The organism is Streptomyces sp. NPDC085460, from assembly GCF_044541975.1.
Classification (GTDB): Bacteria; Actinomycetota; Actinomycetes; order Streptomycetales; family Streptomycetaceae; genus Streptomyces.
Genome location: NZ_JBITTO010000008.1, coordinates 260,794 through 276,017, shown reverse-complemented (window position 1 = coordinate 276,017; position 15,224 = coordinate 260,794). Strand labels below are relative to the sequence as shown.

At 72.9% G+C, this 15,224-nt stretch carries 12 protein-coding genes and 3 tRNA genes; 14 read left to right on the top strand and 1 reads right to left on the bottom strand.

Annotated features, from left to right (window positions below; translation table 11 throughout):
* Positions 1-35 precede the first annotated feature (35 nt).
* From nadD to ACIGHB_RS22470, 6 genes are all read left to right on the top strand, one after another.
* A complete protein-coding gene (gene nadD / locus ACIGHB_RS22495) occupies positions 36-656 on the top strand; it encodes a nicotinate-nucleotide adenylyltransferase (RefSeq protein WP_360307382.1) in 621 nt (206 codons plus the stop codon).
* Positions 657-675: 19 nt separating this feature from the next.
* Positions 676-2,382 (top strand): LCP family protein, encoded by a 1,707-nt coding sequence (locus ACIGHB_RS22490; protein ID WP_399915368.1) that lies wholly within the window; start codon positions 676-678, stop codon positions 2,380-2,382.
* A 68-nt stretch (positions 2,383-2,450) separates the two neighbouring features.
* Positions 2,451-2,888 carry a ribosome silencing factor gene (rsfS, locus tag ACIGHB_RS22485; RefSeq protein ID WP_360307388.1) on the top strand — a complete coding sequence of 146 codons (438 nt, stop codon included), beginning with the start codon at positions 2,451-2,453 and terminating at the stop codon, positions 2,886-2,888.
* Positions 2,885-3,538: a histidine phosphatase family protein gene (locus tag ACIGHB_RS22480; RefSeq protein ID WP_360307701.1), complete on the top strand. Its 654-nt coding sequence runs from the start codon at positions 2,885-2,887 to the stop codon at positions 3,536-3,538. Before rsfS ends, ACIGHB_RS22480 begins: the two co-directional genes overlap by 4 nt.
* 101 nt (positions 3,539-3,639) lie before the next feature.
* Positions 3,640-3,712: transfer RNA gene (locus ACIGHB_RS22475), tRNA-Ala, on the top strand.
* Positions 3,713-3,839: 127 nt separating this feature from the next.
* Positions 3,840-4,073, top strand: coding sequence for a hypothetical protein (locus tag ACIGHB_RS22470; protein ID WP_030494108.1), 234 nt, complete (start codon positions 3,840-3,842; stop codon positions 4,071-4,073).
* Here ACIGHB_RS22470 and ACIGHB_RS22465 read toward each other — a convergent pair.
* A complete protein-coding gene (locus ACIGHB_RS22465) occupies positions 4,052-5,344 on the bottom strand; it encodes a glycosyltransferase 87 family protein (protein WP_399915365.1) in 1,293 nt (430 codons plus the stop codon). The two genes, ACIGHB_RS22470 and ACIGHB_RS22465, sit on opposite strands and share 22 nt — an antisense overlap.
* A 132-nt stretch (positions 5,345-5,476) precedes the next feature.
* Here ACIGHB_RS22465 and ACIGHB_RS22460 point away from each other — a divergent pair.
* From ACIGHB_RS22460 to ACIGHB_RS22425, 8 genes are all read left to right on the top strand, one after another.
* A tRNA-Ala gene (locus ACIGHB_RS22460) sits at positions 5,477-5,549 on the top strand.
* Positions 5,550-5,626: 77 nt separating this feature from the next.
* A tRNA-Ala gene (locus ACIGHB_RS22455) sits at positions 5,627-5,699 on the top strand.
* A 268-nt stretch (positions 5,700-5,967) separates the two neighbouring features.
* The gene (gene leuS / locus ACIGHB_RS22450) at positions 5,968-8,835 is read left to right on the top strand and encodes a leucine--tRNA ligase (protein WP_399915363.1); all 2,868 of its coding nucleotides are present in this window, start codon (positions 5,968-5,970) and stop codon (positions 8,833-8,835) included.
* 144 nt (positions 8,836-8,979) lie between these two features.
* The gene (locus ACIGHB_RS22445; RefSeq protein WP_399915361.1) at positions 8,980-9,786 is read left to right on the top strand and encodes a hypothetical protein; all 807 of its coding nucleotides are present in this window, start codon (positions 8,980-8,982) and stop codon (positions 9,784-9,786) included.
* A gap of 235 nt (positions 9,787-10,021) precedes the next feature.
* Positions 10,022-10,867: a DegV family protein gene (locus ACIGHB_RS22440; protein WP_360307401.1), complete on the top strand. Its 846-nt coding sequence runs from the start codon at positions 10,022-10,024 to the stop codon at positions 10,865-10,867.
* Between the two features lie 109 nt (positions 10,868-10,976).
* Positions 10,977-11,951 carry a helix-hairpin-helix domain-containing protein gene (locus ACIGHB_RS22435; protein WP_399915647.1) on the top strand — a complete coding sequence of 325 codons (975 nt, stop codon included), beginning with the start codon at positions 10,977-10,979 and terminating at the stop codon, positions 11,949-11,951.
* Entirely contained in the window at positions 11,948-14,515 is a 2,568-nt protein-coding gene (locus ACIGHB_RS22430; RefSeq protein ID WP_399915359.1) for a ComEC/Rec2 family competence protein, read from the top strand. Before ACIGHB_RS22435 ends, ACIGHB_RS22430 begins: the two co-directional genes overlap by 4 nt.
* Before the next feature lie 88 nt (positions 14,516-14,603).
* Positions 14,604-15,221 carry a helix-turn-helix domain-containing protein gene (locus tag ACIGHB_RS22425; RefSeq protein WP_399915357.1) on the top strand — a complete coding sequence of 206 codons (618 nt, stop codon included), beginning with the start codon at positions 14,604-14,606 and terminating at the stop codon, positions 15,219-15,221.
* Positions 15,222-15,224 lie beyond the last annotated feature (3 nt).

The following is a 15,224-nucleotide window of genomic DNA, read 5'->3' as shown; positions in this document are numbered from 1 at the left end:
CGGCGCCCGCCGCCGTGCCAGTAGGCTCTGCACGCATGGGAGAGCAGGAAGTGCCTACTGGCGGCCGCGGCAAGCGCCGCCTCGGCGTGATGGGCGGGACGTTCGACCCGATCCACCACGGACACCTGGTGGCGGCCAGCGAGGTCGCCGCCCTGTTCCACCTGGACGAGGTGGTGTTCGTACCGACCGGTGAGCCGTGGCAGAAGAGCCACAAGGCCGTCTCGCCCGCCGAGGACCGCTATCTGATGACGGTCATCGCCACGGCCTCCAACCCGCAGTTCTCGGTCAGCCGCATCGACATCGACCGCGGCGGCGCCACGTACACCATCGACACCCTGAGGGACCTGCGCTCCCTCAACAGCGACGCCGACCTCTTCTTCATCACCGGGGCCGACGCGCTCTCGCAGATCCTCACCTGGCGCGACGCGGAGGAGCTCTTCGCCCTCGCCCACTTCATCGGCGTCACCCGGCCGGGCCACGACCTCACCGACGACGGACTGCCCAAGGGCGGAGTCTCCCTCGTCGAGATCCCCGCGCTCGCCATCTCGTCCACCGACTGCCGCGCACGGGTCGCGGAGGGCGACCCCGTCTGGTATCTCGTCCCGGACGGCGTGGTCCGCTACATCGACAAGCGCCAGCTGTACCGCGGCGAGTGAGTCCCGGGGAGGGGCACCGGTGAACGATCAGCACAACCCGTACGACCCGTACCAGCCGCAGCCGCAGATCATCGGCTACGACGCGTACGGGCAGCCGGTGTACCAGCAGCAGGCCCAGGCTCCGCAGCAGCCCGCGTACGACCCGTACGCCGGCGGGCAGCAGACGTACGGCTACGACCCCTACGCCCAGCCCCAGGCCCCCCAGCAGCCCTCGTACGACACCTATCAGGGCGGGCAGCCCCAGGGAGGCTACGCCCAGCCCTCCTACGACCCGTACGACCCCTACGGCGGCGCCGGCGGGGCCGGACAGCAGTGGCAGGCCGCCGAGCCCGCCGCGCCCGTCTCCGCCCCGGCCGGTGTCCCCGGGCAGCGGCCCGCCCCCGAGCCGCCCACCGCCCCGACAGCCCCCGGCGCGCCCCGGCGGCCCGAACCCGACGCCGAGGCCGACGAGGCCAAGGAGTACCGCACCGAGCAGTTCTCCTTCATCGAGGAGCCCGACGAGGACTCCGAGGACGTCATCGACTGGCTCAAGTTCACCGAGAGCCGGTCGGAGCGGCGCGAGGAGGCCCGCCGGCGCGGCCGCAACCGGGTGATCGCCCTCGTCGTCGTCCTCGTCCTCGCCGCCGTCGGCGGCGTCGGCTACCTGTGGTCGGCCGGTCTGCTCCCCGGCACCGGCGACAGCGAGAAGCAGGGCCCGAACGCCGCCACCGGACCCCAGCAGCGCGACACGATCGTCCTCCACCTCCACGACCTCAAGGGCGGCGGCACCTCCACCGCGCTCCTCGTGGACAACTCCACGACCAAGCAGGGCACGACCGTCCTGCTGCCCAACGCGCTCGCCGTCGCCGACACCGAAGGCTCCGCCACCACCCTCGGCAAGTCCGTCGAGGAGGACGGCTCCAGCGGCACCCGCGAAGCCCTCGACACCCTCCTCGGCGCCAAGATCGCCGGAACCTGGCGCCTGGACACGCCGTACCTGGAGAACCTCGTCGAGTACCTCGGCGGCATCGAGGTCGACACCGACACCGCCGTCCCCGACCCCAAGGCCAAGGCAGGCGCCGACCCGCTCGTCCCGAAGGGCGAGCAGCAGACCCTCAACGGCCGCGCCGCCGTCGCCTACGCCACCCACCGGGCCTCCGGCGAGGCCGAGGCCAAGCAGCTCCAGCGCTTCGGCCAGGTCGTCAACGGCATGCTGCGCAAGATGCCCAGCGACGCGTCGAACGCCGCGGCCGCCATCGAGTACCTCCAGCAGATCGCCGACCCGTCCCTCCCCGAGAAGGACCTCGCCGCCTCCCTCGCCAAGCTCGCCGACCACGCCAAGACCGGCGCCTACAAGACGGCGCTGCTCCCCGTCGCCGAGGACGGCTCGCTCGCCGACGGCGCCGGCGACAGCGTGGTCAAGGACATCCTCGGCGGCAAGGTCACCGCCCTCGACGCCGGCGGAGTGCCGCGCGTCTCGATCAAGGACGGAACCGGCGAGGACGCCGTCGAGGCGGCCAAGATCGTCCTGATCAACGGCGGCTACGCCTTCGTCGGCGGGACCAAGGCCGACAGCCAGGCGAAGTCCGAGGTCGTCTACGGCGACGACGCCCAGAAGGCCACGGCCGTCGAGGTCGCCAAGACCCTCGGTCTGCCCGAGGACTCGGTCACCAAGGGCAAGCCCGCCGGCACCGCCGCGGTCACCGTCGTCCTGGGCCGGGACTACGAGATTCCGGGCGCCTCGTAATCGTTACGGGGTCGTCGGCGGTCCGTGAGACCCTGGAGGGGTACCCGACCGCCGACGAAAGCCTGCTTGTGACCGCCACGGATCGCTCCATCGAGCTCGTCAACGCCGCCGCCCAGGCGGCGGCCGACCGGCTCGCTCACGACATCATCGCGTACGACGTCAGCGACGTGCTGTCGATCACCGACGCCTTCCTGCTCGCCTCCGCGCCCAACGACCGCCAGGTCAAGTCGATCGTCGACGAGATCGAGGAGCGGCTCCAGAAGGAGCTCGGCGCCAAGCCGGTGCGCCGCGAGGGCGACCGCGACGCCCGCTGGATCCTCCTCGACTACGTCGACATCGTCGTCCACGTGCAGCACAGCGAGGAGCGTGTCTTCTACGCCCTGGAGCGGCTGTGGAAGGACTGCCCCGAGCTGCCGCTGCCCGAGGACGCGGTCAAGACCCGCGGCAAGGCCGCCGAGCACGCCGAGCTGACCGGCGCCGACAGGGCGGACGGTGAGCTGAGCTGAGCGCCGCCAAGGGCGGCACCGGCCGCCGTATCGTCCTGTGGCGCCACGGCCAGACGTCGTGGAACCTGGAGCGCCGCTTCCAGGGCTCGACCGACATCGAGCTCACGGAGGCCGGTGTCCACCAGGCCCGCCGGGCCGCCCGGCTGCTCGCCGCCCTCCGCCCCGACGCGATCGTCGCCTCCGACCTGAAGCGGACGGCGGCCACCGCCGCCGAGCTGGCCGCGCTCACCGGACTCGCCGTCTCCCACGACGCCGCGCTGCGCGAGACGTACGCGGGGGAGTGGCAGGGGCTCACGCACGACGAGATCGTCGCGCGTTTCGGCGAGCAGTACGCCGCCTGGAAGCGCGGCGAGCCCGTGCGCAGGGGCGGCGGCGAGCTGGAGACCGAGGTGGCCGACCGGGCCGCCCCGGTGATCCTGGAGCACGCCGACAAGCTGCCGCAGGACGGCACCCTGGTCGTGGTCAGCCACGGCGGCACCATCCGGACCGCCATCGGCCGCCTCCTCGGCCTGGAGCCGCACCACTGGGAGGGCCTCGGCGGCCTCTCGAACTGTTCCTGGTCGGTCCTCGGCCAGGGCGCGCGCGGCTGGCGCCTCCTTGAGCACAACGCCGGCTCGCTGCCCGAGCCGGTCCTCGGCGACGACACCTGACACACCCCGGGCGGCCGGGCCCCCAGGGCCCGGATTTCACTTTCCGGCAGGTCACCGGCTAGAGTTCTTCTTGTTCGCAGCGCCGAGCGCGAAGAACACGAGGGGCTATAGCTCAGTTGGTAGAGCGCCTGCATGGCATGCAGGAGGTCAGGAGTTCAATTCTCCTTAGCTCCACAGTCACCGGATCCCGCTCCCCTGCCAAGGGGGGCGGGATCTGTCGTTTTGTCACTTCTGGGCGGCCGCCCGCCATGGCAGAATCGGACGGCCGGAGGGGGACCAGGTCCGGACGGGAGGGTGGCCTTTGGGTGCGCACAGGCGGAAGTGCGACTGGTGCGGCAGCGGTACGCCCATCGTGCGGGACATGGACCCCGTCAACCCCGACTACCAGTACTGGTGCGAGGAGTGCGCGCGGGCGCTGATCATAAAGGGCGACCCGATCGAGACCTATCGCGAACTCGAAGGGGAGCCGATCTACGGCCGGCTCCTCGACGAGCACTGCACCCTGAAGCGGTTCTACTCCTTCGCCACGGCCTGAGGCTCCCGGGCCACGACGGCCTCCCGGCGGGGGCCCGGGATGCGAGGCCGTCGGGTCGCCCGCCACTCCACCAGCGCGTAGCCGGCAAGGACCGCCGTCGCCGTCAGCGGATAGACCGCCGACAGCAGCATCTGACCCGCGTTCTGGTCGAGTTCGGGACGGCCCGGGTCGTGCGGCACCCACCACAGCGCGAACGAGGCGAAGGCCAGTGCCACGGCGCCGGTCGTGAGCCACGCGCGCGTGGCACGGTCGTACAGCAGGATCAGCAGCGGCACGCACCAGACCCAGTGGTGGGACCAGGAGATCGGGGAGACCATCAGCGCCGTGAACGCGGTGACGACCACGGCCACCGCCTTGTCGCCGCGCACCGCCGCCCGTACCGCGAGCGCCATCGCCGCGCCGCCCAGCAGCACCGCCGCCGCCAGCCACCACAGGCCGGGCTCGTCCGTGTGCATCAGCCGCGCGAGGACCCCGCTGAGCGACTGGTTGGCGGTCTCCTCCTTGTGACCCACCCGGCCCGTCTCGAACAGCGTCCGGGTCCAGAAGGTCTTCGAGTCCGCCGGCAGCGCCACCACCATGGCCAGCGTCGTGACCAGGAAGACGCCGGTGGCGGTCAGCGCCGTGCGCAGCCACTGGTTCAGCCCCCGGTCGCGCCGCCACAGCAGCAGGCCCGCCGCGAGGAGCAGCACCACGAAGAGGCCGGGTGTGAGTTTCACCGCGGTCGCCAGGCCGATGCCGAGGCCGGCCCACCGGCTGCCCTCACGGCGCGTGAAGTCCCACAGCACGGCCACCGCGACCAGCAGGTTGATCTGCCCGTACCGCAGGGTCGTCCACACCGGCTCGCACCAGACGGCGACCGCCGCCACCCACAGTGCCGTACGCCACAGGTCGGCGCGGCGTCCGGGCGCGGCGAGCGCGGGGCGGACCAGCTGGAGCGAGAGCCGCACCAGGGCCAGCACGAGCAGCAGGTTCCCCGCCGTGGAGAGCGTCCGCATGAGCGGGACGTCCACCAGGGTCAGCGGCAGGAACAGCACGGCGGCGAACGGCGGATACGTCATTGCCAGGTTCGCCGAGGTGGCGCGCATCGCGTACAGGTCGCCGCCGGCCCGCAGCGTCTCCGCCTCGGCCCGGTAGACCATCACGTCGAGCATGTTCACGTGCGCGACGCGCTGCGCCACCCAGAAGGCGGCGAACGAGATCAGGCAGGCGGCCGCGGCGGCGACCAGGGGCCACGGCCGGGCGCGGGACGGGGAAGGAACGGAGGGGGACACAGGGGGCGACCCTACCCGGAGCCTCCGACAGCACCGGCGAAACGGATTTGGAGTTCTGCCCGGCGGCCGGTTACTGTTCTGTCCGTCGCCGCGAGGACGGCCCGAGAGGGAACCGGGCGGGGACGATCTTGAGGGGCTATAGCTCAGTTGGTAGAGCGCCTGCATGGCATGCAGGAGGTCAGGAGTTCAATTCTCCTTAGCTCCACAGAAGGCAGACGGGCCATCCACACCGGATGGCTCTCCGCACTTCCGCGGCACATCGATCGCCGCACAATTTCACACGGGGCTATAGCTCAGTTGGTAGAGCGCCTGCATGGCATGCAGGAGGTCAGGAGTTCAATTCTCCTTAGCTCCACAGAAGGCAAGCGGGTCATCCACACCGGATGGCCCGTTTCGTCGTTCCCGCCGCCCCTCGGACGTCGATGCGGGCCCTGGGAGCGCTGCGGTACCCTGGCGCCATGCGTGCCGTACGCCTCCTGCTTATCGAGCCGCGCTGACCAGTCCCGACGGGCGGAAGACACCCCGTCGGAGTCGGCGCGGCGTCCCCTCCTGTGCGAGGGGATTTTTCATTTCGTGGCAGTTCGTGGCAGTGGGCAGAGACGATCGATGGAGCTTCTAGGACCATGACCGAGATCAACACGGCCGCCGAGACGGCGGCCCCGCATCGCTACACGGCGGCCATGGCCGCCGACATCGAGGCACGCTGGCAGGACGTATGGGACGCCGAGGGGACCTACGAGGCCCCGAACCCCTCCGGTGACCTGGCGGGCGACCCCGAGCTCGCCGCCCGGCCCAAAAAGTTCATCATGGACATGTTCCCGTACCCCTCGGGTGCGGGCCTCCACGTCGGCCACCCGCTCGGCTACATCGCCACGGACGTCTTCGCCCGCCACGCGCGCATGAGCGGCCACAACGTGCTGCACACCCTCGGCTTCGACGCCTTCGGCCTGCCCGCCGAGCAGTACGCCGTGCAGACCGGCACGCACCCGCGCGTGTCCACCGAGGCCAACATGGAGAACATGAAGGCCCAGCTGCGCCGGCTCGGCCTGGGCCACGACAAGCGCCGGTCCTTCGCCACGATCGACCCGGACTACTACAAGTGGACCCAGTGGATCTTCCTGCAGATCTACAACTCCTGGTACGACACCGAGGCCGCGAAGGCCCGCCCGATCGCCGAGCTGATCGAGCAGTTCGAGAACGGCACCCGTGAGGTCCCCGGCACCACGCGCGCGTGGACCGAGCTCTCCGCCGCCGAGCGCGCCGACGTCCTGGGCGAGTACCGCCTGGCGTACGCCTCCGACGCCCCGGTCAACTGGTGCCCCGGCCTGGGCACCGTCCTCGCCAACGAGGAGGTCACCGCCGACGGCCGCTCCGAGCGCGGCAACTTCCCGGTCTTCAAGGCCAAGCTGCGCCAGTGGAACATGCGCATCACCGCCTACGCGGACCGCCTGCTGGACGACCTCGACGCCCTGGACTGGCCCGAGGCCATCAAGCTCCAGCAGCGCAACTGGATCGGCCGCTCCGAGGGCGCCCGCGTCGACTTCCAGGTCGGCGACACCGGCGCCATCACCGTCTTCACCACCCGCCAGGACACCCTGTTCGGCGCCACCTACATGGTGCTCGCGCCCGAGCACGACCTGGTCGAGAAGATCGTCCCGGCCGCCTGGCCCGAGGGCACCCACGCGGTGTGGACCGGCGGCCACGCCACCCCCGCCGAGGCCGTCGACGCCTACCGCAAGCAGGCCGCCTCCAAGTCCGACGTCGAGCGGCAGGCCGACGCCAAGGAGAAGACCGGCGTCTTCACCGGCGCGTACGCGACCAACCCGGTCAGCGGCGAGGCGGTCCCCGTCTTCATCGCCGACTACGTCCTCATGGGCTACGGCACCGGCGCCATCATGGCCGTCCCCGCCCACGACTCCCGCGACTTCGCCTTCGCCCGCGCCTTCGAGCTGCCGATGCGCTGCGTCGTCGAGCCGAGCGACGACCGCGGCACCGACCCGTCCACCTGGGACGACGCCTTCGGCTCGTACGAGGCGAAGCTGGTGAACTCCGCCAACGACGAGATCTCCCTGGACGGCCTGGGCGTCGTCGAGGCCAAGGCGAGGATCACCGACTGGCTGGCCGGCCGCGGCATCGGCGAGGGCACCGTCAACTTCCGCCTCCGCGACTGGCTGTTCAGCCGCCAGCGGTACTGGGGCGAGCCCTTCCCGATCGTCTACGACGAGGACGGCGTCGCCCACGCGCTGCCCGAGTCGATGCTCCCGCTGGAGCTGCCCGAGGTCGAGGACTACTCGCCCCGCACCTTCGACCCGGACGACGCCGACACCCAGCCCGAGACCCCGCTCTCCCGCAACGAGGAGTGGGTCCACGTCACCCTCGACCTGGGCGACGGGCCGAAGAAGTACCGCCGCGAGACCAACACCATGCCCAACTGGGCCGGTTCCTGCTGGTACGAGCTGCGCTACCTGGACCCGCACAACGACGAGAAGCTCGTCGACCCGGCCATCGAGCAGTACTGGATGGGCCCGCGCGAGGGTATGCCCACCGGCGGTGTCGACCTGTACGTCGGCGGCGCCGAGCACGCCGTGCTGCACCTCCTGTACGCCCGCTTCTGGTCGAAGGTCCTCTTCGACCTGGGCCACGTCTCCTCGGCCGAGCCCTTCCACAAGCTCTACAACCAGGGCATGATCCAGGCGTTCGTCTACCGCGACGCCCGCGGCATCGCCGTGCCGGCGGCCGAGGTCGAGGAGCGCGACGGCGCCTACTGGTACGAGGGCGAGAAGGTCAGCCGCGTCCTCGGCAAGATGGGCAAGTCCCTGAAGAACGCCGTCACGCCGGACGAGATCTGCGGCGAGTACGGCGCCGACACCCTGCGCCTGTACGAGATGGCGATGGGCCCGCTGGACGTCTCCCGCCCGTGGGACACCCGCGCCGTCGTCGGCCAGTACCGCCTGCTCCAGCGCCTGTGGCGGAACATCGTCGACGAGGCGACCGGCGAGGTCACCGTCGCCGACGCCGCGGCCGACGAGGACACCCTGCGCGCCCTGCACAAGGCGATCGACGGTGTCTCCCAGGACATGGCCGCGATGCGCTTCAACACCGCCATCGCCAAGATCACCGAGCTGAACAACCACCTGACCAAGGGCGGCGGCGCGCTCCCCCGCCCGGTCGCCGAGCAGCTGGTGCTGCTGGTCGCCCCGCTCGCCCCGCACATCGCGGAGGAGCTGTGGCACCGCCTCGGCCACACCGACTCGGTCGTCCACCAGGACTTCCCGGTGGCCGACCCGGCGTACGTGGTAGACGAGACCGTCACCTGCGTCGTGCAGATCAAGGGCAAGGTCAAGGCCCGCCTGGAGGTCTCCCCGTCGATCTCCGACGCCGACCTGGAGGCGCTGGCCCTGGCCGACCCGCACGTCGTCACGGCCCTCGGCGGCGCCGAGATCCGCAAGGTGATCGTGCGCGCGCCGAAGCTGGTGAACATCGTGGCCTGAGCACCACGACGGGTCTAGGGGTTTCCCCTACGGGCAGGTTGGGGGTTCCGATGGAACCTCCGGCCTGCCCCTTCCGTTTACGGTGGAAGGACGGTGGAAGGACCACAGCCGTGGGACGCCGACGGAGTCTGAGGAGCGACGCACATGGAAGCCGCGATTGTCACGATCCTGGCGCTTCTCTTCCTTTCGTTGGTGGCGCTCGGGGTCTACGCCACGGTGAAGGTGGTCAAGGCGACCAAACGCGGAGTCGACCGCACGCTCGACCAGGCCCGCCGCACCGTCGAGGACACGACCCTGCGAGCCAAGAGCTTCGGCCAGGCCGGAGTCGCCGCCGAGCTGGCGAAACTGCGGCTCTCGCTGCGCACCTCGATGCGCGCCACCCAGGACGCGCTCCAGGCGGGGGCCGTCGAGGACGCCTCGCTGCGGGAGTCGCTCGACCTCTTCGCCCGGCTCAGCGCGCACGGCCGTGAGCTGGACGAGGACCTCAAGCGCCTGGAGCGGGAGCCCGACAAGGCGTACGTGGCCGGGCAGCTGCCCGGGCTGACCGAGCGCACCGAGCGGATCACCGGCTCGGCCGACGCGCTGCGCCAGGCCGCCCGTGACCGGGCCCGGCGCTTCGCCGAGGACGATCTGGACACGCTGAGCGCCCAGATCGACGTGGAGACGGGCGCGCTGCGCCACTGGACGACCACCGACCGGGAGACGGCCACGCCGGAGCCCGCGCAGGCGGCGGCCTGGTACGAGTCGGCGCCGGGGACGGAGAGCCGGCCGCAGGCGCAGGGGCCGTCGCAGGGACAGCCCCAGGGCTCGTCGCAGGGACAGCCCCATGGGCAGTCGCAGGCGCCGGGGCAGTCGCAGGTCGATGAGGGGCCGCAGGCGATCACGGCGCCGGACCCCCGTGTCACGGCTTACCCGTGGGAGAAGACGGCCCGGCCGGAGTCCGCCGGCTGACGGTCGTCGGAGGGGCTTGGCGGGTGCCTGAGGGGCTTGCACTGAGGCGTGTCCGGGCCCCGGGCGTTCGCAGGGCTCGGGCAGGCAGGTGCGGGGCTTGGGCGGGCCTTCGAGGGGCTTGGGGGGTGTCCGCGGGGCTGGGGCGGGCGGGCGTGTGATCCTGGTGGCCCGGCGGAGCGGGGTGTGACCGGGGCCGGGCTGCCGAGTGACCGTCGCGGCGGGTAACCTCCCGCTCATGTCCCGGCATGTCGCGATCGTCACTGATTCAACGGCCTACCTGCCACCCCGGACGATGGAGCGGCACGCCATCACCGCGGTCCCGCTGACCGTCGTCATCGGCGACCGCGCCCTCCTGGAGGGCACCGAGATCTCCGCCAGATCGCTCGCCGAGGCGCTGCAGAAGCGACGGTCCGTCACCACCTCCAGGCCCAGCCCCGAGGTCTTCGCCGCCACCTACCGCGAGGCCGCGGAGGCCGGAGCCCGTGCGATCGTCTCCCTGCACCTCTCCGCCGAGGTCTCCGGCACCTACGACGCCGCCGTGCTCGCGGCGAAGGACGCCCCCGTCCCCGTACGGGTCGTGGACACGCGCATGATCGGCATGGCCCTCGGCTTCTGCGCCCTGGCGGCGGCGGAGGTCGTGGAGGCGGGCGGCTCGCTCGACGAGGCGGTCGCCGCGGCGGAGAAGCGCGCCGGGGACACCTCCGCCTACTTCTACGTCGACACGCTCGACTACCTGCGGCGGGGCGGGCGGATCGGGACCGCGCAGGCGCTGCTGGGCTCCGCACTCGCGGTGAAGCCGCTCCTCGAACTCGACGGCGGCCGCATCGAGCTGCGGGAGAAGGTACGCACGGCCTCGAAGGCGATCGCGCGGCTGGAGGAGCTGGCGGTGGAACAGGCCGGCTCCGGCCCCGTCGACATCGCCGTCCACCATCTCTCCGCGCCCGAGAGGGCCGACGCGCTCGCCGAACGCCTCAGGGAGCGGGTGCCGGGCGTCGCCGAACTGCACGTCAGCGAGGTCGGCGCGGTCATCGGCGCGCACACGGGGCCCGGGCTGCTCGCGGTGGTCGTCTCGCCGCGCTGAGGCAGCCGCTTCACCCTTGTGGGTGAGGGAGTTGTCCACAGCCGCGAAGTTCTCCACGGAAGTCGCGGGGCGACGGCAGGGGGTCGGCGCCGTCTCTACCGTCGCAGGTATGGATCTTCGTCATCTTCGTGCGGCGTCTTCGCCTTCCGTTTCGGTCTCTTCGGCTGCCTCGTCTCCTTCGGCTGCCTCGTCTCCTTCGGTTTCTTCGTCTTCTGCGGTTTCTGCGGCCGCGTCGCGTTCCTCGTACCTCGTACGGGAGCGGGGGGACGCGCTGTTCCCGCCGTCTGACGTGCCGGACCCGGTGGTGGTGGTCGAGGAGCGGGCGCCCGTCGGTGCGGGGGAGCGGCGGTGGCGGGCCGCCGTGCGGGAGCGGTTGCCGCTGTGGGTGCAGACGCGGTGCGGGTTGGAACCGAGGTCGCTGGCGGCGCTCGCCGTCGTTCTCGTGGTGGCCGCGTGCGCCGCCGGCGGCTTCTTCTGGGCCGGCCGCCCGGAGCCCGTGCGCGCCCCGGAGGTGGTACGGCCCGCGCCGGTGGTGGCCGCGCCTCCGGCGGCACCGGGATCGGGGGCGGAAGGGGCGTCGGGTTCCTCGGCCTCGGCGGGTCCGTCGGCGTCGGAGGGTCCGTCGGCGTCGGCGGAGGTCGTGGTGGATGTGGGAGGGAAGGTCCGCAGGCCGGGGGTGCTGACCTTGCCGGCCGGGTCGCGGGTCGCGGACGCGCTGCGCGCCGCGGGAGGGGTGCGGGCGGGCGCGGATCTGACGGGGCTCAACCGGGCCCGGGTCCTCTTCGACGGTGAGCAGGTGCTCGTCGGGGTGCCGGGCGCGGGCGTGCCGGGTGCGGGGGCGGCGGGGGGCTCTGGTGGCGGTGGGCCGGGGCCCGGGGCCGGCGCGAGCGGTGTGCCGGTGAGCCTGAACACGGCGACGGCCGAGCAGTTCGACGGGCTGCCGGGAGTGGGACCGGTGCTCGCCCGGCGGATCGTCGACCACCGTACGGAGCACGGGGGTTTCCGTTCGGTCGAGGAGTTGCGCGAGGTCGACGGGATCGGCGAGCGGCGCTACGCGGACCTCCAGCCGTTGGTGCGGCTGTGACCCGGGCGGAGCCGGTGGCGGACGGGATCCGTGAGGAGGAGGTGGGGCAGGAGCCACCGGCCGACCTGCGGCTCGTTCCGCCGGCGCTGGCCGCCTGGGCGGCCGCCGCCTTGGCCCTGGGGGTGGCCGGCTGGTGGACGATGGCCGGTGTCGGGCTCTGTCTGGCCGGGGCGGTGGCGCTGCTGACACCGGCCGTGGCGCGGCGGCTGACCCAGGAGCGGGATCCCGCGTCGGACGGGGAGGCCCGCGAGGGTCCCGCCAGCCATCCCGGTAGCCATCCCGGTGACGGTCACCGTCGGGGGCGCGCGGGGGCGCCCGGGTGGCGGTTGAGGGCCACCGCCTGGGCCGGGGTGCTGCTCTGTGCGGCGGCGGGCGCGGCTTCGGCGGGGCTGCACGCGGCGGACCTGCGGCGGGGACCGGTGCCGGTGCTGGCCCAGGAGTACGGCAGGGCCTGGGTGGAGCTGACGGTGGCCTCGGACCCGAGGCTCACCTGGCCCCGGGTGAGCGGTCGGGCGATGGTGCCGGTGTCGGTGATGATGGACGCCGAGGTGGTGCGGGTGGAGGGGACGGGCGGTGCGGCCGTGCGGACCCGGGCACCGGTGCTGCTGATCGTGCCGCCGGGGGAGGCACGGGAGGCGTGGCTGGGGCTGCTGCCGTCCACCCGGCTGCGGGTAGGTGCCCGCTTCGCGCCGCCCCGGGAACCGGGCGGTCCGTACGCGGCCGTGCTCAAGGCGCGGGCGGGGCCGCCGCGGATCGTGGGGCCGCCGAGCGCGCTCCAGCGCACCGCCGGGGAGCTCAGGGCCGGGCTGCGCGCGGCGACCGACGGGCTCGCGCCGGACGCGCGGGCTCTGCTCCCGGGCCTGGTCGTCGGGGACACCTCCCGGATCGGCACCGAGTTGCGGGACGCCTTCGAGGCCACCGACCTCTCGCACTTGCTGGCCGTGTCCGGGAGCAACCTCTCGATCGTGCTGCTCCTGCTGGTGGGACGGCCGGGGCGGGCGCGGCAGGTGGAGCGGGGCGGGCTCGCTCCACGGATCGGGCTGTCGCTGCGGGGGACCGCGGTGGCGGGGGCGGGGCTGACGCTGGCGTTCGTCGTGGTGTGCCGGCCGGAGCCGAGCGTGCTGCGGGCGGCGGCCTGCGGACTGGTCGCGCTGCTGGCGATCGCCACCGGCCGCAGGCGGTCGCTGATTCCGGCACTGGCCGGGGTGGTGCTGCTCCTGGTGCTGTACGACCCGTGGCTGGCGCGGAGTTACGGGTTCCTGCTCTCGGTGCTGGCCACCGGGGCGCTGCTGGTGGTGGCGCCCCGGTGGAGCGACGGGCTGCGGCGGCGCGGGGTGCCGGGACGGCTCGCGGAGGCGCTGGCCGCCGCGCTGGCGGCGCAGGCGGTGACCGCGCCGGTCGTGGTGGTCTTCGCGGGCCGGACGAGTCTGGTCGCGATCCCGGCGAACCTGTTCGCGGAGCTGGCGGTGGCGCCGGCGACGGTGTTCGGATTCGTGGCGCTCGCGGTGGCGCCGGTGTGGGCGGCGGGCGCGGGCGGTGCGGCCTGGGTGGCGGGGTGGCCGGCCGGGTGGATCGCCGGGGTGGCCAGGGCGGGTGCGGAGCTGCCGGGCGCGGAAGTGGCGTGGCCCGGTGGCTGGTGGGGCGGGGCGGCACTCGCGCTCCTCACCTGCGGGGTGGTGGCGGGGGTGCGGCGGACGCGGCGCCGGGCCTGGCCGGTGGTCGGGGTGGCCGTGCTGCTGGTGCTCGTGGTGGTACGGCCGGTGCCGCTGGTGCGGTGGGTGACCGGCTGGCCGCCGCCGGGATGGGTGTTCGCGATGTGCCAGGTGGGGCAGGGCGATGCCACGGTGCTCGCGGCGGGCGGCGGCGCGGGGGTGGTGGTGGACGCAGGGCCGGATCCGGCGGCGGTGGACCGCTGTCTGCGCGAGCTGGGGGTGCGGCGGGTGCCGTTGCTGGTGCTGACCCACTTCCACGCCGATCACGTGGCCGGTCTGCCCGGGGTGCTGAAGGGGCGGGCCGTGGGGGCGATCCAGGTCACGGGGCTCGACGAGCCGCCCGGACAGGCGGCGTTCGTCCGGCGGGTGGCGGGCGCGGCGGGGGTGCCGGTGCTGCGGGCGGAGCCGGGGGAGCGGCGGCGGGCCGGGGCGCTGGAGTGGCGGGTGCTGTGGCCGCGGGCAGGGCCGGGGCCGCCGGACGGCGGGCCGAACGACGCCAGTGTCACGCTGCTGGTCCGCGGGCCGGGCGGGGTGAGCGTGCTGCTCCTCGGCGATCTGGAGCCGCCGGCGCAGCGGGCCCTGTGGCGGGCCCACCCCGAGCTGGGCGCGGTGGACGTGCTGAAGGTGGCGCATCACGGGTCCGCTCACCAGGACCCGGGACTGACCGCGCGGGTGAGGCCGCGCCTCGCGCTGGTGTCGGCGGGCCGGGACAACCCGTACGGCCATCCGTCGCCGCGGACGCTGGCCGCGCTGCGGGCGGGCGGGGCACGGGTGCTGCGGACCGACCGGGACGGGGCGATCGCCGTTGCGGGTGCGGGAAGCGGTCTGGTGGCCGTGGCAAGGGGGTGGTGAGTGGCCCCGACCCGTGAACAGAGCCTTGTAAAGGAACCTCTGTAAAGGAGTGCTTGTAAAGGAGTCTTTCTATAGATAGCTTTAGACCATGCAGGAGAATACCGCGCCGCGACCCGAGGGCGAGAAGGCCCACAGCATCAAGCTGACCGACCCCCGGGCTCTGCGGGCCTACGCCCACCCGCTGCGGCTGACCCTCGTCGGGCTGCTGCGCCGGCACGGGCCCTTCACCGCCACCCGGGCCGCCGAGCTGACCGGCGAATCGGTGGCCAGCTGCTCGTACCACCTGCGGATACTCGCCAAGTACGGGCTTGTGGAGGAGGCGCCCGGCGGGCGTGGCCGGGAGAAGCCCTGGCAGGCGACCGCCCGGTACACCGAGTGGCCCGGCTACAGCGACGACCCTTCGGTGGCCCAAGCGACCGACGAGCTCAACGTGGCCGTCGCCGAGCGGTACTTCGGACGGTTCGCCAAGGTGCTGGAGGGCCGGGCCGGCGTCTCCAAGGAGTGGCGGGAGGCCGAGCTGTTCGGCGACGCCCTGGTGTACCTCACCCCCGCCGAACTCACCTCCCTCGGTGAGCGGATCGACGAGCTGCTCGGTGCCTACGCGGACCGCGAGGACGACCCGGCCCTCCGGCCGCCGGGCGCGCGGCCCGTCAGCTTCATGAAGATCGCCTACCTGGACCCTGACGGCGACGACGAGAAGGAGTGACGG